A 20,153-nucleotide genomic window follows, 5' to 3' on the forward strand; every position below is an offset into this window, starting at 1 on the left:
AAAAAAATAGGGCCGTACAGCAACGCTGCGGCCCCTTTCTTACCCTTCTATCCAGAAAATGAACTCACAAACTAAAGAAGACAATACAAAACTGACCCTGTACCTTCGTTAGAATCAAGATCCTAACACGAAAATTGCTCCATATCTTTAACCATATAATCAACTCGGTTCGCAATAAACTGCTTACTCGTTGCCCCTTTTTGACATAATTGACCATAAGGGCTATCAGGTGAGTACCGTTCAATCAGGAAAGAGTTTGCCCAATACCCAAACTTATCTTCTGTCCAGCCATTTTCGAGCGCAAAATCCACAACTTGAAACAAGCTGGCGACATGAACCTTCTTTAAAGCTTTTCGTTGTTTTTTATCCCAATTGCGAAACGCTGCATCCATAAACTCAATTTTGTTCTCTACAATCTCTACTGTAGTAGCCGGTACTTCGTCCAAGCTGGAGATAAATCGATTTAAACTTGCTCCCCCAAAATCAATATCTTGATTCATTGCTGAAGCAATGAACTGCCAAATCAATCGCTCATCTACATAGCGGTTAAGATCTGTTTTTGTAAATGCAATTTTTTCAAAAAACAAGCTTTGACCGATTTCCTGGACTGTTTCCCGCACAGCATGACTTACCTTGACTCTGGTCTTCTCAGTGGAAGTCAGTGGAACCGACTGATTCACCCGATAGAACATTTCCTCTACCTCTTCAAAAGTGCATTCGCGAAACTCTGTCACCGTGAAATTGTACGTCAGGAATTCAAATTGTGTTTCCGAAGACAATTCTTCATATCGCTTTCCAGCAATGCATTCTCCATTGAAATCCGCTGTTCCCTTGCTCAATTTGTATTGTCCATCGTGGAAGAAGAAAATAGACTCCCAACGCTGCCGGCCATCAATGACCCAGATGTATCCGTCTCCGTTATCCCAAACAAGGATGTTTGGAATGTAGCGATCCCGAATGACTGAATCGACAAGATACGAACGGCGATCATTTTTCCATACGCTGTTACGCTGAAATGGCAGATCAAAGCGAATACGATCTCTCATGTTTAAAAGGTTTTTTGTTGTGCGTTGAATACTTGATCTTTTCATTAAATAGTCCTCCCAAAATTAAAGAGCAGGACAGTAAATAGCTGCCCTGCTCCTTGTTTTATATTTCAAAAGCTTGATACACTGATTCATCCTCGAATGAAGAAGCTTTTACAATTCGGTCCGAGAACCCCTCTACTCCTTCTATAGACTCCGTACCGAGTAACAAAGAAAGCACTGAAAAGCCCTTCTTCTCCTTTAACTCGTTCCAGCTATTTAGAAATCGTTCATTCATATGAGCTTCGCCGTCTGTTACAAAAATAATGTCCGCTTGGCTGAAACGGCTCCGCTTAATCACTTCGGCAGCTTTTTTCAACGGAGGTACAAAACTTGTCCCTCCACCCAAAAAGACAGTTGCAAGCTGAATCATATCCTGAACGTCAATCTTCCCTCTCTCATAGATCAAGGGAGCAGCAGCATGCGAAGAAAAGGGAATCCATGCAAAATCTCTTCTTTGCTTTCGTGCAATGCTCATCAGTGCAAGAGCAAAGCCTTTTGAAATCGGATCTTGATTTGCCATACTTCCCGATTGATCCAAGCATAGAACAATCGGCCCCTTACCAAGCTGTTCAGGCCCCTTTGTATCGTACTGAAGCGTTTGGCCCTCCACATATCGGCGTAAGAAATCCATTTTGGTCATAGGGCTGGCATAACTGCCAAGTTCCATCGGCAATAGCTGCTCTACATCATTGCCCTGCCGGACACCGTTACGGTTGATCGCATCCTTATGCTTGGAACGCTGCTTACGATTGGCGATTACCTTCATACGACCAGCCCATGTTGCAATCTCTTTCAATTTCTTATCGTGACTCAATTTTTCAGCCAGAAGCAATTGATCCTTTAATGGAACCTTTTTCAGTTCACTATCTCCACTTCCCGCCTTTATTCCACCCAAGAGAGACTTCACATTCTCTTTGGCTTCTACGGCTTCCTGTGCAGCTTGAGACAACATTCGAGATAGAGAGTTTCCTTTCTGGTTCAGGGCTGCGGACAAAACCTCTGCTGCCTGCTGCGAAGCACCCTGTTCTCCATTCATCAAGTTTTGTAATGCTTCAGCAAATTCTTGATCCCTCTGTGCTTGTTCCTTCACCCAACCAAGAACCGTCTCGCTATATTTTGTTGTACCAAGAGCCGCTGCCAGATCATCCAGACGGGTAAATTCACGAAACCCCTGATAGCCTTCATCTGTCATGACCTTCTCCATTAGCTGATGATTTATTCCTAATTCATCAGGAACTTGTTCCAACAATTCAGGCTTCATTTTGAATAAACCAGCCCATATATCGCCCATTAATGGCTGAAAAGAGGGGAATATCTCGTTCCCCTCTGCTCCAACCTTCTTGAGCTTTTCGGACATTTCCAAGAGCTGCCCAAAACGTCTACGATCATATGAATCTGTATTTAAAACGGAATTCATCGGCTCCTTCATCTGCTACACTCCCAACACTTGGGATGCAATATCGGTTAATGACTTCTGAACAAGAGCAATGGCTTGCTCAACTTCTGGCCGGTTCGGATTATCCTTCTGGAGATTTTTAAGCTCACCGACCAAGGTCTTGAGCTTTTTCGTACTCTCAACAGCCACATCCGTAGAGTTGTTAGATTGATTGAGGTTATTTAGAATCTCCGCTGCTTCAGCTTCAATCTCTTCCACGCGCGTCTTCACACCATCTTGGGCATGATTACGTACAATCTTCACCACCTTATCACGCTGCTCTGGCTTTTCCCACAGGCTATGTTTAAGAATCATGAGGTCTTCCAAGATAGCCTGATCTCGGCCGGCCAGTACCGCTTTAGCACGAACAACGGACAAGGCTTGCTTAAAACGGCGATCTGAAGGCCGGATTCCCTCATCCATTAGCTCCCGTCTGATTTTACTCAGCGCACCGTAAACTTCATTAGGAATCGTAACCGTATCGCTGAAAAATTGAAGCTCAAACAGTTCTTCCAGACTCATACTTGTTGAAGAAGATGGAGAACCTTTCAACATGGCAATGAACGATTGATCCTCTCCAATGTAATCCACTTCATATCGTAAAAGGAAGCGGTCAAATAAAGCCTCAAGCCCTTCCCCTTCTTCCGGATACTCGTTTGAAGAACCAATTAGGCACATCAATGGAGCAGAAACCGGCGCCCCATCATTGTAAAAAATCCGTTCATTGATGAGCGTTAGGAGTGCGTTCAAAATTGCACTATTGGCCTTGAAAATTTCGTCAAGGAACGATGTGTGCGCTTCCGGTAACTTCCCGGATGTATTTCGCTTATAAACGCCATGCTCCAGTTCTTTTAAGGATACCGGCCCAAACAGCTCCTCTGGGGTGCTGAAACGAGTAAGCAACCATTGAAAGTAATTAGCCCCGGTAATTCTTTTTGTAAGATCAGATACAAGAGCGGACTTACCAGTTCCAGGGGGGCCGATCAGTAAAGCATGCTGACGAGCGATCATGGCCACCATCAATCCTTCAATGACTTCTTCACGTTCTGCATATTGTACTGACAATTCATTTTGAATATCTTTAATTTTCAAATAAATCCCTCCGCTTTTTTAAAATAAAAAAAGAGCCGAAGCTCCCCGTTTGGAAGTCATCAGCTCTTCATTTTAATTAGTTTTTACCTGTTAATTTGAAAAAGCGCCCTCTTGGTCCAAAGTTGTCAACAGTTTACGTTCATGCTGCAAAGCTTCTTCCGGATCTACTGAGCGGAGTCCCAATTCTGCCTTCACTTTCTCAAAATACGAAGCTGGAATCTGATCGTAATCAATAGTAACGGAAGGTTTAACCGCATCCGGGATCTGATCAGCAATACTTTCAACCACTGCGGCAGAATGTAAAGGATAGTGTTCTTCCCCATCAATCACTTCATAGGGGAAATTTTGTGTTTTGACATTATTAATAATCATGTCCTTTTTTCCTTTCAATTTTAATCTCACCGCCCGTTTTGGTATATGGATATTATACACCAAAACCAAGAGGTAAAACATTCTTTGATTACTGTACATGCCGTCCATGTTCAGGAAACATGGCAGTTACTACAGCAAAAAGTATACCCTGATTCCTTTTCTTTATAGCTAATCCAACTGCCAGTTTTCGATTCTCGTATTTTCCGACTACGGTTAATACCGGATCAGCATTAGTATAAGGTTGTTCTCCAAAGGGATATTTCTTGGCTTCATGCATTTCTGAAGGATTGTTATGATACAAAATGGATTCTACCATTTTCTTGGTAATTCCCCGTTCTTCCATACGCTCCCCTGCATGCTGACTGTATCGAACCTTTTCCAAATCAATATGATCTTGGAGTACCTGCCTGATCAGAGGCCAATGCTGTAAATAGGCTTGTCCTTTCATGAGTTTTTCCTTTCTGTTACCTTTACGATAACGAATTTTTTAATCCGCCATATTCACCAAGGCGACTGCAATTTTTTCGCGTATAAGTGTTACACAAGTTTCCATCTCTTTTAAATCACCAGTAACAATAGCCTCATATTCTTTATAATTGGAAACCACATTTTTAGCGTCTTCCAATATTGCCTTTAGCTCATTTTTCTTAAGCTGATTGGCTACCCCATTCTCACAAGCTTGAAGAGTTCCGCGCAGATGATCCAAAAGCTTTCTTGTAACCATATTTTTCATATCCATGGTGTTCATTACAGGAACCTTCTCTGCCTCTCCCTTTTCAAGGGAAGTGATAAAGCGAATCAAAGCATCCAAATTCCCTTCAAATTGCGCTGGGACGAAATAGACGCCTCCAGATGGTCTTACCGGAGTAGGAGACATACTCTTCAAGACGCTGGTAATTAGGGTACGCAGTGTAGTAGAGCCGTAATTGTTTCGATAAATCTCAAATTGTATGGCGGCATTATTGACTAACTGCTGCGCCAGTGATGAAACATAGCTTGTCTCTACTTTCCCTGCTTTACGATCTAATACCAGTGCTCCGGCATCGGGAATGTAATTTAATCTTCGACCTTTCGTATCTTTAGTTTCACAAACCAAGTTGCGCTGTACAAAAGAGCTGGTAGATGCCACCTCACGAAACATGTAGTTCTCATACACTCCCGGCGACATTTCCCGTCTGAACTTTTCACTAGTAGCTCTTCTAAATGCATCTGGAAGTCGAATGTCTTTCGGCATCCAGCCAGCGCCTAACCCGGAATCAACAAGTTTTTGTTTAAGCTCATCGGGAGTGATCAGCATGCTTGATAATGAACTCCAAGTCAAAAAACCGATAGCATTTCCTTGGCCGGATGGAACCGCAACCGCATTTTTTAAAATAGCACTCATAAGAAAGCCTCCTCATTTTTGATAATAAAAAGGGCCAATTCCTCAAGCATGCCGAAAACATGCGAGGAATTAGCCTTTGAATAAACTCTTCAGACTTTTAGTGTCCACAATTTACACTCGAAACAGCTTGGCCTTCATTCCGACAATCGGGCTTTCTTTCATTCTTTGTGTCAAAGAGTCCATATCGGAAACAAGTTGATTTCTCCCTTCTTCTCGTCCCCTAACATCATCCAGTAAATCATGCGCAAAATTCATAATTTGTTGAACACTCTGCCAAAACGATTGACCTTTAAGCGACAACACGTCAAGTTCTGTACCGGTATTTACTGAAAGGAATCTCTTCGTAACCAGGTCGAATCGTACCGTGTCACTTACCTGGATTTCCTGCTCGGTTATTCCCCAAACTTCTTCAGCGACATAAGGAACAATTTCGGTCATCATTTGAATAAAGTCATCTGCTTTTTTATGGCGCTTCTTCTCCTGCTGTAAAAAGCTTTCCATTTCTTCGCTCATTGTTTTCTCTTTTTTGAATACGTTGAACATCGTCCAATCATCCTCTCATTTTTTATAAATGCAAAAAAGCCGACCTCTGCACAGATTAACCCATGCAAAAATCGGCTTTTAAATCACATTATCCACATTCTACGCGCATCAATATGCGCAAGGTAAAGCTTTTATCAGAGCCTTTCGGTACTCTTCAATCCTTATCTTCTGCAAACGGAAGTATCGGAGTAAACTGTATTTTTCCCTGTATTTTTCCTCTCTTCTGAATCCGGATTTTGAACCGCCAGAAGCCTACAGGAGAGGCACTGCAACTTACTTGTCCCTTTAGAACAAGCACCCTACTCCGCTACTCTGTAAAGAATATGGTCGAAGTAGTAATGAAACTCTTATCTCCGGCAAAATGGGAGTATAGAGGTTAGGAATATTTACAGGGATATTATAGCATTCGACTTACAAAAATGCAATCATACGTTTGCCACAAGCGGACGGCAGAGCATGTTCCTGTTATGCTCCGCCTCGCTAAGAGCTGCGGTGATGATCCTGCGGCTCTTACTTAGCTCAAAATCAGAGCGTGTGGCATTACAAAAATAAAAAAACCTTGAAAGGCATTAAGCCAATCAAGGTTTTATCAATGTTAATTATTGAAGTCGCAGTGGTGTTAATCATCGATTTTTATATCGGATATCTTTAGCCACATATTTATTTCATCATAACCTGAGACTCTTCCCTTCACCAATGTACCATAACTTAAATCATATTCACCGCTATAAATACCAATTAAATCCTGTGATTTTAAAACCCATCCTTGGGGATATTTATAAGCTACTTTTAAACGGACTTCTTTTCCAATAGGGTTTTTCATTTTTTGACCTTCCCACACTTTCCTTTTTGTCAGTGTGGCTTTATTCCAAGTATCTTCAAAATCATGTTGCGTAATTAAATTAATTGTTCCATCCAGTTCATTTTCATCTATAGATCCTTCAGCCAGACAATCTTCCAAACATGAAACATGTACGTTTTTATCGTTGTCAACAATAATTTGTCTTAATGCATATCCATCAGTACCTACTTCTATCCAATACTCTTCTTGTTCGTATTCAATTAAAAAATAGGTCATATATATTCCTCCTACTTCCCGCCAACTTTTCCTATTCTAATGATTCTTCCTGTTTGATCTAATGGTGTTTCATTTGGTATTACAAAAACACCATCTCGACCTTTTATCACTTCCAGACCGCTTACATTTATTTCGACATAATGTATGTACTTGTATTTATTTGGGACATTTATAAATTGTTTCGCCAATTGTGCAGGTACTGTCCATTACCATATCTCACATCTTTAGGGTTATTTGCTTTTAAAGATGGATTCAATTGTTATGACTAAAGTATCCCAGTTGCTCCTTTTTCATTTGTATAATGATATAAGGATTGTGGCCCCGTCCCCTTATAACCACAACCATTACTACTAAGCCCAACCACGTCCATTTCGTATTCGGATAATATACATACCCATACAACGTCGGGTTATTCCCCGCCAGACCTATCGGGTCCTGCTGGGTATACATGCCCTCATGCGGCGAGTAGTAGCGGAAGCGGTTGTAGTATAGGCCTGTCTCCTCATCCTCGTATTGACCTGGGTAACGGAACGGGCAATCGGACCTTTTGCCCTGGAGATAAATACTTTGGACGTTGCCGTAAATGTCCAACTCACATGACCACACGCGTTCCCCGTGTTCATTATACATCTCTACCGGGGTGCCCAGGTGATCGGTGATGATGCTGTACGTCCCATTAGCCGTAATTTTGGCAGCCGGGCGGAAGGTTCCGTCTTCAAACACCCAGGTCGTGAGCTTGGCAGGGTCGGGCTCTTGTGCAGCAGGTCGAGATAGCAGGTGCTTCCATTCTTCTGCTGCTCCTTGAGGTGTGGTTAAGCTATATTCAGGCTTTCCATCATCATGCTTGTCCTGCTTGCTCTCCACGGTCCACTGTATATTGTGTCACAACCCAGAAATAATCTCAGTATAATGTCATTATTTACCGAAAGTGTATATGTAGATTACTTATAAAAAAGCACGAGATAGACCTCTGACTCCTCCTGGGATAATCAACCATCCCACCAAGTCAAACTCAGTATACCCCGCGCCCAATTGAATTTTTTTTTGTGATTTTAAAAGGTTTATAGTTCGAATGGATAAATACTTGATAACCCTTTTTTTATTTCTTCAATTTCAGTAAGCAACTCTTGTCTATACTCGGTCTTAAGGTTTAAATATTCATCAAAATAAATGTCGGCTTGTCTATCTATAAGTCCTTCCATTTGTGATATTAGATCAGCCAATATAAACCATTCTTTTAAATTTATATTTAAATTCAATGCATGTTCAGATAGAAAATCTCCCATGTCATGATCATAGAAATAAATCAAACTATTAATATTATTGTTTAAATTAATTAACCATAGATCCCCTTGACCGCTTTCCCCAAATATCCAGAAATTTTCGTCAAATTCAGTAAAATCTTTACGATAATCTTTGTTATACTGTTTTGCTTTTTCATACGAAAAGAGAACGCAGTCTTCGGATATTTTATTATCAGCTAAATTTTCACAAACCCATAAGTACTCCTTCGGAAATAATTCGCTAACAGCAATTGAGTTTTTTCTTCTTTGCAAACCGTTTACTACTTCCTCAAAGCTTCTCTTTTTAAACATAGTTTCACCTCTTACACGAATAATTTTTAATTGACGTGGAACTTCTAGAATTTATTTTGCTTTTCTTTGCCATACTGTCTAATACCATCTCAAAATAAGTTTTCATTTCTTGTTTTGAAGCATTTGAAAATTTAATTTTAGATTCATTCAAAATATTCTTCCAAACAATATTCCAGTTTTTACCTAACTTGCTACTATTAGTATGAATGCCAGGCTTTTTAGTGTGTTGTTTTTTGCTTAAATCGTAAAAATATTTAGGATCATTAACATCAATGTCTGCCATTTGTTTGAAAAAATCTTTATATTGTTCCGGAAAACCGTGATGTATATCTCCAGATGCATTCTCTCCGGTAAACATTTTCCACAATTTTCGAAGTTTATATGTTGGGGTTTTGGCTAGCCCAAACACGTCCACTTCCGTATTCGGATCATACACATACCCATACAACGTCGGGTTATTCCCCGCCAGCCCTATCGGGTCCTGCTGCGTATACATCCCTTCATGCGGCGAGTAGTAGCGGAAGCGGTTGTAGTATAGGCCTGTTTCCTCGTCCTCGTATTGCCCCGGATAACGGAACGGGCAATCGGACCTTTTGCCCTGGAGATAAATACTTTGGACGTTGCCGTAAATGTCCAACTCACATGACCACACGCGTTCCCCGTGTTCATTATACATCTCTACCGGGGTGCCCAGGTGGTCAGTGATGATGCTGTACGTTCCATTGGCCGTAATTTTAGCGGCCGGGCGGAAGGTTCCGTCTTCAAACACCCAGGTCGTCAGCGTGGCAGGGTCGGGCTCTTGTGCAGCAGGTCGAGATAGCAGGTACTTCCATTCTTCTGCTGCTCCTTGAGGTGTGGCTAAGCCAGATTCAGGCTTTCCATCATCACGATTGTCCTGTTTGCTCTCCACGGTCCACTCATGCAGAATCTGGTTCCCGTCCCACATAGAACAGTATACTACACCGTTGAAGCGCTTCTCAATCCGGCGTCCCAGGCTGTCATAGGTGAACACCACTTCCTGGCCGTCTGGACGTACGACCTTGCTCATCATGCCGTTGCTGTAATACTGATAGCGCCAGCGGCTGCCGTCCTTCTCCAGCTTTTCGATCAGTTGGCCTTCTTCGTCATAGCTGTATTTCGTTCCTTGAAACTCCAGCAATCGCCCGCCTGCACCGTATTTCCGGTCCGTACGATGGCTGCTGCTGTACAGGTTCCCGACATCATCCGCCATGCGGAAGATTTTATGAAACTCGTTGCTGGCCCCAATCAAGGTGCCGAAATCGTCATAGTTATAGCGAATTTCCTTGCCTGTCAGTTCGTTCGTCAGCGATTTCAGGCGGTAATTGATATCCCAGGCATACCTTCTTTTCCGGCTTTCCCGACCGCCCATGCTCACACTGTGCCGTTCCGGTCTTCCGACGATATCGTATTGCCATTTACTCACGACACCGCCGGGGAGCAGCCGTTCGATCTCTTGTCCCAGCTTGTTGTAGGTCATTTGCGCGGTCCAAGGCATGTTCGCTCCGGCAGTGCCGTGCCCATCCTGCTCTTGTCCCGGCACTTTTTGCTCCGCCTGCAACTGGCTAATCTGTCCCAGCACATCCCGGTCCATCTTGATGTGTGCGCCAAGGCTGCTGCTTACTTCCGTCCGGTTGCCGAGTTCATCATACTTGCTGGCGATCCAATAGTTGTCCCGCCATTCCTGGATCAGACGGCCGGTTGCATCATACTCCAGCTTAACCGTGGCAAACGGATTGCTTGTCTCCAGCAAAGCGCCGATCCGGTTGTACTTGAACGTTTCGGTCAGACCGTCGCTGTAGGCAGTTTGCGCCACGCGGCCCATTTCATCGTAGCTGAACGCCGTCCATCGGCCAGCGGGGCGCTCTACTCTTTCCAACAAGCCGCCGGGGCTGCGTACATATTGTCTGACAATGCCGTCAAACCCGGTCTCCCGAACGATTTCGCCGTTCGCGTCACGTTCCAGCGCATACCGCTCCCCATGCTCATTGATGACTGCCGTCAGCTCTTCCTCGTTGTTGTATACCAGTTCAACCCGCTTGCCTTTTGCTTCGCGCCAGGTCATCTGTCCCAGCGGGGTATACCCGAATGTGACGCGCTGCTGCGAATCCTCCGCGGCGACGACTTCTTCGTACGCATTATATTGCAGCTTGATCACGTTGCCATCCGGCAGTTCAGCCCGGACCACCCGGCCTAAAGCATCGTAGGTAAAATACTGCTTTGCGCCCAGCGGACTCGTCGCTTGCAAACATTCCCCCCGGTGATTGTAGCTCCACTCCGCACTCGTTCCATCCGGCAGCGTCATTCGAATCAAATTGTCATGATCGTCGTACGCGAGCATCGTCGCCGCGTCCTGCGGGTTGCGCACCTCGCACATCCGGTGGCGTTCATCATACACGAACGTTGCTGCGGCTCCATCCGCGCCTGCGATCCTGCTTAATCTTCCATGTTCGTCATACTCCCACGATTGGCTGCCGCCTTCCGGGTCGGTCACTTGCAGCAATTGACCCTGCTCGCTGTACATATAATGCCAGCTGCCGCCATCCGGCTGGATCATCTGCACCAATTGTCCCAGCTCGTCATACACATACTGTGTCACCCGGCCATCCGGGTCCGTTTCGCTCAGCAGGTCGGCTGTCTCGCTGTAGGTATATTCATATCTGCCCCCCAGCGGGTTGACAATGGCCGTACAGTAATACTCCGGCGTATATTCATACCTCGTCATATGCCCCTGGCTGTTCGTTACCTCATTATACCCGTCAAAATAAGCGATGCGCCCTTCCAACAGCCCGTCTTCGCCCCACGTATGCACGCAGCGCGCTCCCGTGGTCGGGCCGTCATAACGCCAGTAGAAGCGATACCCGTTGCGGTCTTTTTTCTCGATCATCAGATGCTGGTCATAGGTTTGATACGTAGTCTGGCCCAGCGCGTCCGTAATGGCGATCAGATCGCCCGCTTCGTTGTACCGGTACTGCACCAGCACTTCGCGACGTTCGCTCAGCGGGCTGTCCGGATTCGTGCGGTATACATGGGTTACCTTCGTAATCCGTCCTGCCGTATCCGTAGCGATATCCAGCACCCGTCCCACGCTGTCGATGACCTGCTGCAAAAAGCCCCGTTCATCATAATGCAGTTCTATACGTTGGCCAAGCTCATTTTCCACCCGCACCAACTGGTACGGCACGGCAGCTTCATCTTGCATTTTAGGGTCTACATCCGCTATAGCTTTTGCCTTCGAGCCCGCTTCCGTTCCCTGCGGCTCTCCCTCAGTTAATGCGGCAGGCCCCCGCCAGTCCCCGCTCCCGGTCGCGGGTGCAAAATAATACGTCAACCGCCGCTCATGCTCAAACAGCGCATAGTTGTGTCCCAGGCGGCGCAGCGTCAGCCTCTCGGCGCGGTTAAACGTCTCGACGCGCCCCCGGTGCAGCAGTTCAAACGCTGCCGCCCGCCCATCGCCGAGCAGCACCCCGATGCCTTCCTTCAGCACGGCTAAGCGCATATCCAGCGCATGATGCACGCCATGACCCAGCCATCCGCTGAACCGGCTGTCGCTGATCCATCGGCGCTCCCAGACCAGGGGTAGCGGGCCAGGGAATTCAAAGTCCGTCGCTTGGCTCATCATGGCTCCGGTGATCAAGTCTACCGGTTCAAAGCCCCATTGACAAAACTTGTCTTTCAGCTTTTTCGTGCACTTGAAATTAGCGAGCACCTTGTGATTCAGCGCGGTCAGCCCTTTATCCAAGCCGTATTTCTCCAAAGCGGCCTTCATTATCTTGCCCGTTCTCTCCGCCAGCTCGTCCTGCATCTTGGCCAGCTTTTCCGCGATCTGCTTCTGAATGAGGTCGGTCTTCCCCGTTGCCTTCTTTGCAGCCGTAAGCACCTTGTCCATCTGGCTTTTGCCTAACTCCAATACTTTCTCCCCGCCAAACTTCATCACCGCTTTACCGATCTTGCTGGCGGCTTTCCCTGTCAGGCGGGCGGCTCCGAAGGCGTCTCCGATTCCGGGAATCATACATATGAGCGATGCACCCGCGCCGACAAAATCGCCGCGTCCCAGGCTGATCCCCGCATTGATCACATCAAATACGGCGCCGACGACCGGAAGCATGCCAAGCACGTCCAGCCCCGCTTGTATCTTGTCCCAAAACCCTTCCTTCTCCTTATCGATCTTCGCCTGTTCAGCTTCCGGATTGGTCAGCTTCTCAAATGACTGTCGATCCCGGCCTTCGGCCACAATGACCTCGCCGTATGTTTCGACATTGTCGTTCATGATCATGCTGCCGCCCTAGCCGACGACAATGATCTCTTCATCCGCTATGACCTGAAACTGCTTCAATCCGCTAAAATCGATCTCTTCCGGCGCCATCCAGATGATATCCTGCTCACTATGCAGTTCAATCCCCGTGTCTTCATGAATCGACAGGAACAGCGAGCCCTCCTTGGCCGTAAAAGAAATGTCCTGCTGCCCCAGCACAAAATCCTTGCCATAGCTGGTCGTAAACGACTTTACCGTGGAGTCGGCCATTTTCTGATCCGCTTTGGCGGCCGCCTCCCCACCGGCGGACAGAGGCGTGCGCACCGAATTGATCAGCATCGCATCGTCTTCGTCTTTTCCGGGAAAATACAGCTTGACCCGCGCCCCGACCTGCGGCATCGTATGCAGCAAATGGCTGAACGGCGAAGAATAAGGAAACCAGACGGCCTCTGCTTCATCCTGCTCCTTATCGATATCCAAATGCACTTTGGCCCGGTTCGGCGCAACCCCGATGACTTCGCCTTCAACCGCAAGCCCGACCAGATGCGGATTATAGATCTGATTTTGCCTGATCCCTTCCGGAAGGGCGCACAAATAATCAAACTCCAGGATTCCCTTGTGAAGTTCCGCTTCCAGGCCCATTACCGTAAACCAAACTCCGTTCAGCTCCACCTGATCGCCCAACTGCAGCAGCTGCCCCAGCCTGACCACACAGCGGGTAAAAGATCTCTCCTGCAGCCTTTCGTTCGGCGCTGCAATCGCAGTCAAAAAAGCGTCCACCTTGCGTCCGATCCGGTAAGCCGTCCCTTCCGGCAGCTTCAGGCGCCCCGAACCGGCCGGAGCTCCAATCCAGATCCGCGCTTCATGGCCGGCGACATCCGGCGTCAACACCGCTCCCGCGTGGGAAGCGACCCGCTGCAGAAATTCCCAATCCGTCTCTTCGTACTGCAGCAGCAGCTTGCCGATGGACCGCGACGTATCGAACGCATTTTCCTGAAGCTGATGCCGGTAAGGCGACAGCACCTCGCCAATGACTTCGCGATAGCGCATATTCACCTTCTGAAACGAGCGGCTTTTGCGTTCGATATCCAGTTGGTACGTATGCGAGATCACGACCAGTTCCACGTATTGATTATTTTGCACCTTATGCAGGTCAAGCTGATGAAGCTGCCCGAGGAACAGTGGATAGTCCTGCTGGCCGTCCCGGCCATGCCCCCATAATCCGACCCGGTCGTCACTGCTCGCCCGCTCGACGATGTGCTCGCCGGTATGATCCGGCAACAGGCCCCGCAGCAGCATTCGCGCGTGATCCCCCGGATGACGAATGATCTTGATCCGTTCCAGGCGAAGCTGGCCGTACGGCCACTTCAGATACAGATCCCCGAGCGTCAGACTCTCGTGCTTTCGTTCTTTTTGATCCAGCATTCCGCTCCACCTTCTCTTTATTTCTGACCGTCGTCTTCCACATAAATAATGCCGCTCTCATGATGCACACAATTGACGAAAGAGCAGCTCAGCAGCGCGGGCTTGCCTTCGACCAGCAGGTCCGGCTTGCCGTTCACCCACTCCATATGTACCTCCGGTTCACACGGCTCGTCTCTTGCCACGCAGACCCCGAAAGTGGAGATATTGTCGCCGACCTTACTGTCTGCCACATTCATCAGCGGCTGGCCTTTGATATACATGCCGTGGCATGTCGGCAAATTCAGCATGTTCGGATGACTGCCGCACGCGCAGCGCAGCATCGCTCCGCGCACCACGTAGCTGAACTCCTCGTCGGCCCCTTCCTGCACGACGGTGTTTTGTACACTTGCCATCATGTAGCCTCCTTCGATTTCCTTACATGTCCGCTACGCCGTCCACTTCCACCGGAATCAACCGCAGCCCCGTATACCCCCGGCGCAACAGGCTTTCGGCTACGTCCAGATGGATAATGACATGCCCTTCCGCGCACAACAACCGCTCCCGCCGCAGCCGCCTTCCGTCCAGCACCAACGTAGTCACGCTGCCGAACGGGTCGCGCTTGCTTTTATCGGATAACACATCCCGTTCTTTCGGTTCCAACAACCAGTACAGCTCCTGCCGCTTCGCCTCTTTTGCCGTAACAATAACGGAAGTCCAGCTTAGGCCGGCTTCATATAATTCCAGCAGTTGCTTCATCCGGTTAGACACCAATCGCCGAGGCTGCTCCGCATAGTCGAGAAAAGCAACCTCCGCTTCCTCCTGGACATACAAACTGTTGTATTCCTGCCCGCCATGGCTGCTGTCGTTATCCCGCTGACTGCTGATTACCAGCAGCGGCTTGCTCCGTTCATCCTGCTGCAGTAAAAAATAGTGCATAGCCACCCTTCCCTTCTTATCTTCCGGCCGGTACGGGAACGCCGCTTTCGTCTTCCTCCATCCAGATGATGCTGCTCTTCTGCTCTTCGCTGAGCCGCCATTTCATCGCATCTTGTGTCATCACCGCGGCCCCGGCTAAATTCGCGCCCCGAAAATCCGCCCCGGCCAAATCGGCATACAGCAGGTTGGCTCCCTCCAGATCGGCATCGTTAAACCGGACGCCGCCAAACCCAAGCACCATTCCTTCATGGATAAACCGCTCGCCGCCTACCGCTTCCGTCAACCGGGCCCCGCGCAGATCGCTTCCGCTGAAATCGGCGTCGTACAGCAAGCTTTGACTGAAGTCGGCGCCGCTCAGGTTGCTATGGCTAAAATCCGTGCCGATACAGACGCTTCGCTGCAACCGCGAACCGCTAAAATCGCTCCCTGTGCAGTGGCTGTAGCGAAGATCGATGTCCTCATAACGCCCTTCGCTCAAATTCAGACCACGGAAATCGCTGTTCATATAGACGTTCGGCAATTTTTGCTCCAGCCACTGCTTCAGGGCCGCCGCATCCTTCTCCGATACGTCTTCCATCCAAATCTGTTCACTAAAATCTTTATACTCCCCGGTGCGGAATCTAAGCACATCGGCCCGCTTCACCAGCTGGAACTCCGGCAGGGCTAACAGCTCCGGCACAAGCTTTCGCATCCACTCTCTTACAAACGGGTGGAGAACCGTGATCTCCCGCAGCAGGATCGCATCCTGTTCCATCTCAGGCACGATTCCGTGCAGTTTATTTCGCAATTCATGCTTGAACTCTTGTACAAACCAATGCAGCCACGGCAGTTCTACCAGCTCCAGACATTCGTTCCGGTCAACATACCAGCGGTCATCGTAAGCTTCCAGGCTGTACACCAGCTTCTCCTGCAGCAGCCAGGACCGTAAATAAGAAAAATGAATAAAAGCGATTCTCGCTTTCGTCCCGCTTGCCTGCTGCTCGCGGATACGCAAGCAGAGCTTGCGGAACGCTGCGATCAGCTCGGCGGAATGCGCCTCCATCATCCCGCTGCGCCAAAACCCGTCGGCTTTAAGCAACAGCGCGTCCCGCATGGCGGCAATCTCCCGTTCGACTACCGAATCCGTCAATCTCGTCCCTCCTGTCCTAGTTGTTTCGCACCTGATTTCCTTTCAATACGACATCGTTCTCGATCACAAGCGAGCTGTCCTTACAGCTCATCTCCACCTTCTCGCTTGCCGCCAGCGTAATGTTCTTTGACTGCAATATCACATTTTCCGTCGCGGTCACTTTAATATCCTTGCTGCTCGTTAGCGTGATGCCGTTCTCATCCTCCAGCAAAATCGATACGCCGTCCCCGGATATCATAATGTAATCCGGCGCCAGCACAATCATTTTTCCGTTCTTCGTCTTGAGCGTTTTGATTTCCGGGTCCTGCATCGGATCGCCGCCGTTTGCCCCGGCCGAACCGCCAGAGCTGCCAGCCCCCGCTGCCGCGCCTACGCCCGAGCCTGCAACCGCCCCAGAACCGCCCCCGGCTGCTCCGCTGCCCGAAGCACCGCCACCAGAGTTTCCCGCTTTCGCCACTGAACTGGTGGCAAAGGCGTCCTTCTCCTCATGCGTCGGAAAATAAATCCGCACATTGTCTCCCTGCTCCGGCATGAAGTACCATCCCGCATTGTCCGCAGATGCGTAAATCGTCGAGTACGGCAGCCAGCAGGCCGTTCCTTCATCCTGGGATGCGTCCATGTTCAGATGCACCTTGACCCTATCCTTACTTACGGCGAGGACTTGCCCCTGGATCGAAGCGCCCACGATCGTTTGATTATACTGCTTGGGGATCACCAGCCCGCCTTCTCTGGCTAACGTATATCTGCGCTTTAACACCCCTTGTTCCAGGACCATCCCGACCTGACTCACAACCAGCTTTTTCCCGTTAAATTCCACCTCATGCCCGACATCGAGCACCTGCGGCGACTCCACCTCATAGAACACAAAATCATGCTGCGAGACCCCCGGAATACGGGCGCGCTGCGCCTGCTGATACAGGTCCATCCGTTTTTGAACGCGGTAATTGTGCACGGTCAGCTTGCCTTTGCTGCCGAGCTGGGGCAGCCCGATATAACACAAGATCCGCCCATCCATGGCGGCGGGGACAACCCCTGTATGAAAATGCGAAGCAAGCCGCTTCAGCAGTTGCCAATCGCTTTCCTGATACTGCAAAATCATGCTTTCCAGCGAGGAGCCGTTCGACGCGTAATCGATTAAGTCCGCCTGGGGATATGCGCCGATGACTTGATTCATCAAAGACCGATAGGCCATACCGATTTGCTGAAAAGACCGGTCCACCGGCTGCAAATCGAGCTTATAGGTATTTGACACCGCAGTCACGGAAATGAAGTACACCCCTTGGGCCATCTGGATTTCCACATCCAGAATCATGCCGTGGAACAGCGTCACCCGCTTGCCTTGCTCATCGACCTCTTTCACCACGATCTCCGTCTGCGCGCCAGCCATTTGTACATAACTGTCCTTGCGGCTCTCCGGAACGATCCCTGTAAACGTCAGCTTGACATGCTCGTTCATCCGCTTGTCGATCGTTAGTTCCTGCAGCCGCTCCAGTTCAAAAGGTTCGATCACAATGTAGGAATTCAGCGTCTGTTCCATGCCTTATCCCTCCCCTTTATATTCCTGGCCAATCACCTGCAAAGAGGCCATCATACCGTGGGCAATCGGACGCCATAGCTTCATTTCTTTCTCCATGCAATTCACGCCGAAGAAAAGCCCTTTTTCTTCCCAGGCCATAAAAAAAGTCAAGTTATACATGTTGCCGTCCATCCCCGGGGCAATAAACTCGTAATATCCGACCCGTTTCTTGCCCTGCTGATCCGTCTGCACGGGCCATTCCTGCGGGTGCTGCCCTTCCGGTTCAACCTCGCCCAGCGCAAACACCCCGTCGGACAGCCAGGAGGCATTGGGCTGCATGCGTTTCAGCAGCTTCAGCAATTCCGCCTGGTACACCTCCATCTCATCGTCAAACAGCCGATTCGCCGTAGGATTGACCGTGACGTTAACCGTCAGGGTATCATTGGTGTAAATCAGCTTGGGACGCCGTTCGGACGGGTATTTGATTTTGGCATAGGCCTCCGGCATTTCAGTAAAAGACGCCGGCACACGGAAAGCTACCTGCCCCGGAATCACCTCCATTACGGTAAACTCAATACTTTCCTTTTCAAGCTCCAGTTCACCGGCAAGAACCGCTCTCGTTACCTCCGGAATGGAAAGCCGCTCCTGTCGAACCCGCTCTTGTTCCTGCCGCTCTTCCTCCCGAATCATTCTGAGAAACTGCTCATCGATAAAATTGGTCATGTCCGCACCTCTTCCGTCCTATGTACTCTCTTTCTACCCTAGCAACTTCCGTCGTTCCTCCACCAAAAAACCCCGACTGTTACAAAACAGCGAGCCCAACGACATATGTATATATGAATATCGGTATAAACTTCCAGTTGCTTTACACTCATCTCCGTAATGTGGGGTATTTTTCAAGCGAGAATTACAAAAAGAGAACATGAAAATAAAGAAGAAACTGAACTGCCCCCTGTCAAGTAGACAGTAGAAAAATGCAACAGTATGAGTAAGCTTGTTTTTGATGCTAAGGAGCTTCTCAGTCCCTTCTTCCTAGTAATATGAGTTCAGAAAGCAAAATGGGAAGGATATATTTGGAATATTGTCCATCATAAAAAAATGACTCACAAGCGTCAATGAGTCTTCTCCATAGGCCTATCGCACCAAATTATAGGCAACTGATAGCGAAATTCGTCGATTGTCAACCATATGTTTCCACACTCATGTCCGGGAAGGAAGCGGCGAATGATCCCGCTCTACATCGGGAAGCAGGGGGGCGAAGCCAGCGAGAGTCGGGAGCAGCAAACCTCCACTTGCGAGCGCTGCGTATATAGAGCAAGAGACGATGCTGCTGCGGCAATGTCGATTCCAGAGAAGTACCGCAAGCGTCTCCGTACGACGAACAGCCAAGAGCATATAAACGAGGAAGTACGATGTCGCAAGCGTGTAATTCGTTTCTTTTCATCACACCACAATTCTGCCTAACGATTACTTGGAACCTTGCTAATGGAGATAGATGAAAAGTGGAACAATGGCCGAAAGTATCTGGATATGACGGATGATTTGGAGTGGAGAAAAATGAACGTAAAAACCCCATCCAAAAGGGGGCGATTAAGGTAGAGGTGTTTATTGCATACTAAAAATGCCTAGAATTGCAGCGTAAAAATGCTCAAGTTGAATGCAAAAAAGGCACTTGTCAGCCCCTTAAATTCCTCCTATCGTTAGGTTTGCGAGAACTTGACGAAGGAGATGGGAAGGATGCTGAAAATGCCTCAACAACACTATATCAGATTTTTATGCGAAGCAGAAGGGTGCTCGATCCGTGACATCGCCAGACAGATGGGCATTCACTGGAGAACCGCGAAGAAGTACGCAGATCAATCCAACTGGAACGAATCGATTGGTAAAAGAAAGAGTAAAAGCCCAGTTATGGGGCCGTATATGGAGATCGTGGACACATGGCTGGAGGAAGATCGCCTGCTTCCCCGGAAACAGCGGCATACCGGGATACGGATCTACCAGCGGCTGAGAGATGAACACCAGTTTACAGGCGGACAACGAACCGTTTTGGCCTATGTCCGGAAGCGAAAAAACGAAATGGAGCTCGAACGCGCTAAAACCTACGAGCGGTTGGAGCATCCACCGGGAGAAGCACAGGTGGATTTTACGACCATGCAGGTCAGTCGAGCGCAGCAGCTACTCACCTACAAGTTGCTGGTGATCTCCTTTCCGTACAGTAATGCTGCATTTGTATACCCGACACCGGCTGAGAATCAGGAATGCTTTTTAGAAGCGATGAAGCAATGTTTCGAGCAGATGGGAGGCGTCC

19 protein-coding genes and 1 pseudogene are annotated in these 20,153 nt (G+C 48.4%); 2 read left to right on the forward strand and 18 right to left on the reverse strand.

All coding sequences use genetic code 11. The features are described from left to right. Positions 1–122: 122 nt before the first annotated feature. From ABD76_RS26135 to ABD76_RS26215, 18 genes are all read right to left on the reverse strand, one after another. Positions 123–1,091 (reverse strand): DUF262 domain-containing protein, encoded by a 969-nt coding sequence (locus ABD76_RS26135; RefSeq protein WP_197259566.1) that lies wholly within the window; start codon positions 1,089–1,091, stop codon positions 123–125. Between the two features lie 58 nt (positions 1,092–1,149). Beyond that, on the reverse strand, positions 1,150–2,517 hold the full coding sequence (locus ABD76_RS26140; protein WP_197259567.1) for a VWA domain-containing protein: 1,368 nt from the start codon (positions 2,515–2,517) through the stop codon (positions 1,150–1,152). Between the two features lie 3 nt (positions 2,518–2,520). Beyond that, entirely contained in the window at positions 2,521–3,615 is a 1,095-nt protein-coding gene (locus ABD76_RS26145; RefSeq protein ID WP_197259568.1) for an AAA family ATPase, read from the reverse strand. Between the two features lie 90 nt (positions 3,616–3,705). Next, the gene (locus ABD76_RS26150; protein WP_197259569.1) at positions 3,706–3,987 is read right to left on the reverse strand and encodes a hypothetical protein; all 282 of its coding nucleotides are present in this window, start codon (positions 3,985–3,987) and stop codon (positions 3,706–3,708) included. Between the two features lie 88 nt (positions 3,988–4,075). Next, on the reverse strand, positions 4,076–4,435 hold the full coding sequence (locus ABD76_RS26155) for a DUF4258 domain-containing protein (protein ID WP_197259570.1): 360 nt from the start codon (positions 4,433–4,435) through the stop codon (positions 4,076–4,078). Between the two features lie 39 nt (positions 4,436–4,474). Then, on the reverse strand, positions 4,475–5,371 hold the full coding sequence (locus ABD76_RS26160) for a DUF6744 family protein (protein WP_197259571.1): 897 nt from the start codon (positions 5,369–5,371) through the stop codon (positions 4,475–4,477). 111 nt (positions 5,372–5,482) lie between these two features. Beyond that, on the reverse strand, positions 5,483–5,914 hold the full coding sequence (locus ABD76_RS26165) for a hypothetical protein (protein ID WP_197259875.1): 432 nt from the start codon (positions 5,912–5,914) through the stop codon (positions 5,483–5,485). Positions 5,915–6,533: 619 nt separating this feature from the next. Beyond that, positions 6,534–6,992, reverse strand: coding sequence for a hypothetical protein (locus ABD76_RS26170; RefSeq protein ID WP_197259876.1), 459 nt, complete (start codon positions 6,990–6,992; stop codon positions 6,534–6,536). A gap of 11 nt (positions 6,993–7,003) precedes the next feature. Further along, complete coding sequence (locus tag ABD76_RS31100) at positions 7,004–7,180, reverse strand: HYD1 signature containing ADP-ribosyltransferase family protein (RefSeq protein ID WP_197259877.1); 177 nt, start codon at positions 7,178–7,180, stop codon at positions 7,004–7,006. A 64-nt stretch (positions 7,181–7,244) separates the two neighbouring features. Then, positions 7,245–7,856, reverse strand: a complete 612-nt coding sequence (locus ABD76_RS30555) for an RHS repeat domain-containing protein (RefSeq protein ID WP_338125202.1) — start codon at positions 7,854–7,856, stop codon at positions 7,245–7,247. Positions 7,857–8,053: 197 nt separating this feature from the next. Beyond that, positions 8,054–8,587: a hypothetical protein gene (locus ABD76_RS26185; protein ID WP_197259878.1), complete on the reverse strand. Its 534-nt coding sequence runs from the start codon at positions 8,585–8,587 to the stop codon at positions 8,054–8,056. Positions 8,588–8,591: 4 nt separating this feature from the next. Further along, on the reverse strand, positions 8,592–12,875 hold the full coding sequence (locus ABD76_RS26190) for a DUF6531 domain-containing protein (protein WP_242069820.1): 4,284 nt from the start codon (positions 12,873–12,875) through the stop codon (positions 8,592–8,594). Positions 12,876–12,890: 15 nt separating this feature from the next. After that, a complete protein-coding gene (locus tag ABD76_RS29995; protein WP_242069821.1) occupies positions 12,891–14,285 on the reverse strand; it encodes a contractile injection system protein, VgrG/Pvc8 family in 1,395 nt (464 codons plus the stop codon). A gap of 17 nt (positions 14,286–14,302) precedes the next feature. Then, on the reverse strand, positions 14,303–14,677 hold the full coding sequence (locus ABD76_RS26195; RefSeq protein ID WP_242069822.1) for a DUF4280 domain-containing protein: 375 nt from the start codon (positions 14,675–14,677) through the stop codon (positions 14,303–14,305). 22 nt (positions 14,678–14,699) lie between these two features. Beyond that, positions 14,700–15,200, reverse strand: a complete 501-nt coding sequence (locus ABD76_RS26200; RefSeq protein WP_197259879.1) for a hypothetical protein — start codon at positions 15,198–15,200, stop codon at positions 14,700–14,702. 16 nt (positions 15,201–15,216) lie between these two features. Then, positions 15,217–16,329 (reverse strand): pentapeptide repeat-containing protein, encoded by a 1,113-nt coding sequence (locus ABD76_RS26205; RefSeq protein ID WP_197259880.1) that lies wholly within the window; start codon positions 16,327–16,329, stop codon positions 15,217–15,219. A gap of 16 nt (positions 16,330–16,345) precedes the next feature. Further along, positions 16,346–17,866 carry a phage baseplate assembly protein V gene (locus tag ABD76_RS26210; protein WP_197259881.1) on the reverse strand — a complete coding sequence of 507 codons (1,521 nt, stop codon included), beginning with the start codon at positions 17,864–17,866 and terminating at the stop codon, positions 16,346–16,348. Between the two features lie 3 nt (positions 17,867–17,869). Next, positions 17,870–18,568, reverse strand: a complete 699-nt coding sequence (locus ABD76_RS26215) for a hypothetical protein (protein WP_197259882.1) — start codon at positions 18,566–18,568, stop codon at positions 17,870–17,872. Between the two features lie 501 nt (positions 18,569–19,069). On the opposite strand from ABD76_RS26215, the pseudogene ABD76_RS30000 reads away from it, so the two are divergent. Together ABD76_RS30000 and ABD76_RS26225 are read left to right on the forward strand one after the other, a co-directional pair. Continuing rightward, positions 19,070–19,444, forward strand: a pseudogene (locus ABD76_RS30000) (transposase). Positions 19,445–19,582: 138 nt separating this feature from the next. Continuing rightward, positions 19,583–20,153 (forward strand): transposase (locus ABD76_RS26225; protein ID WP_197259884.1); only part of this gene is annotated, 571 nt, incomplete at its 3' end.

The sequence above is a fragment of the Paenibacillus dendritiformis genome (assembly GCF_015845845.1).
Classification (GTDB): domain Bacteria; phylum Bacillota; class Bacilli; order Paenibacillales; family Paenibacillaceae; genus Paenibacillus_B; species Paenibacillus_B dendritiformis_C.

Coding starts and splice junctions, on each gene's coding strand:
- ABD76_RS26135 (WP_197259566.1), bottom strand. CDS start 1,091: ATGAAAAGATCAAGTATTCAACGCACAACAAAAAACCTTTTAAACATG.
- ABD76_RS26140 (WP_197259567.1), bottom strand. CDS start 2,517: ATGAAGGAGCCGATGAATTCCGTTTTAAATACAGATTCATATGATCGT.
- ABD76_RS26150 (WP_197259569.1), bottom strand. CDS start 3,987: ATGATTATTAATAATGTCAAAACACAAAATTTCCCCTATGAAGTGATT.
- ABD76_RS26155 (WP_197259570.1), bottom strand. CDS start 4,435: ATGAAAGGACAAGCCTATTTACAGCATTGGCCTCTGATCAGGCAGGTA.
- ABD76_RS26160 (WP_197259571.1), bottom strand. CDS start 5,371: ATGAGTGCTATTTTAAAAAATGCGGTTGCGGTTCCATCCGGCCAAGGA.
- ABD76_RS26165 (WP_197259875.1), bottom strand. CDS start 5,914: ATGTTCAACGTATTCAAAAAAGAGAAAACAATGAGCGAAGAAATGGAA.
- ABD76_RS26170 (WP_197259876.1), bottom strand. CDS start 6,992: ATGACCTATTTTTTAATTGAATACGAACAAGAAGAGTATTGGATAGAA.
- ABD76_RS26185 (WP_197259878.1), bottom strand. CDS start 8,587: ATGTTTAAAAAGAGAAGCTTTGAGGAAGTAGTAAACGGTTTGCAAAGA.
- ABD76_RS26190 (WP_242069820.1), bottom strand. CDS start 12,875: ATGAACGACAATGTCGAAACATACGGCGAGGTCATTGTGGCCGAAGGC.
- ABD76_RS29995 (WP_242069821.1), bottom strand. CDS start 14,285: ATGCTGGATCAAAAAGAACGAAAGCACGAGAGTCTGACGCTCGGGGAT.
- ABD76_RS26195 (WP_242069822.1), bottom strand. CDS start 14,677: ATGGCAAGTGTACAAAACACCGTCGTGCAGGAAGGGGCCGACGAGGAG.
- ABD76_RS26200 (WP_197259879.1), bottom strand. CDS start 15,200: ATGCACTATTTTTTACTGCAGCAGGATGAACGGAGCAAGCCGCTGCTG.
- ABD76_RS26210 (WP_197259881.1), bottom strand. CDS start 17,866: ATGGAACAGACGCTGAATTCCTACATTGTGATCGAACCTTTTGAACTG.
- ABD76_RS26215 (WP_197259882.1), bottom strand. CDS start 18,568: ATGACCAATTTTATCGATGAGCAGTTTCTCAGAATGATTCGGGAGGAA.